At 69.2% G+C, this 393-nt stretch carries 1 protein-coding gene; it reads left to right on the plus strand.

Translation table 11 applies throughout. The features are described from left to right. Window positions 1–49: 49 nt before the first annotated feature. Window positions 50–393: toll/interleukin-1 receptor domain-containing protein (locus G6R24_RS21425; protein ID WP_263864101.1), on the plus strand; the 344-nt coding region annotated here is incomplete at its 3' end.

Here is a 393-nt window from a genome sequence, read left to right on the forward strand (position 1 = left end):
AAGGGATCATTTAAACTACGGCCATTGGGTGCAGGCCTGGGACTTCCAGGTGGGAACGAACTGGGTCGCGAAGATGGACGAGGGTGTTTCCCGCGCCCGGCGGACCATCGCGGTGCTGTCCGAGTACTACGCCCGTTCGGTCTACGGGAAAGCCGAATGGCAGGCCGCGTGGGTGTCGGATCCGCTGGGTGCGGACCAACGGCTGCTGGTGTTCCGGGTGACGGACTGCCCCCGTCCGGGCCTGTTGGGCCAGGTGGTGTCGGCGGACCTGTTCGGCCGCACCGAACAGACCGCCCGCGAGGCGGCCCTGGGAGCGGCCCGGGCCGCGGCCTTCGGGACCCGCGCGAAGCCGACGACCGCACCGGCAACAATCAGGCGTCGGCGTTGCGGGAT

Origin of the sequence: Candidatus Frankia nodulisporulans, assembly GCF_902806475.1 — a bacterium.
Classification (GTDB): Bacteria; Actinomycetota; Actinomycetes; order Frankiales; family Frankiaceae; genus Frankia; species Frankia umida.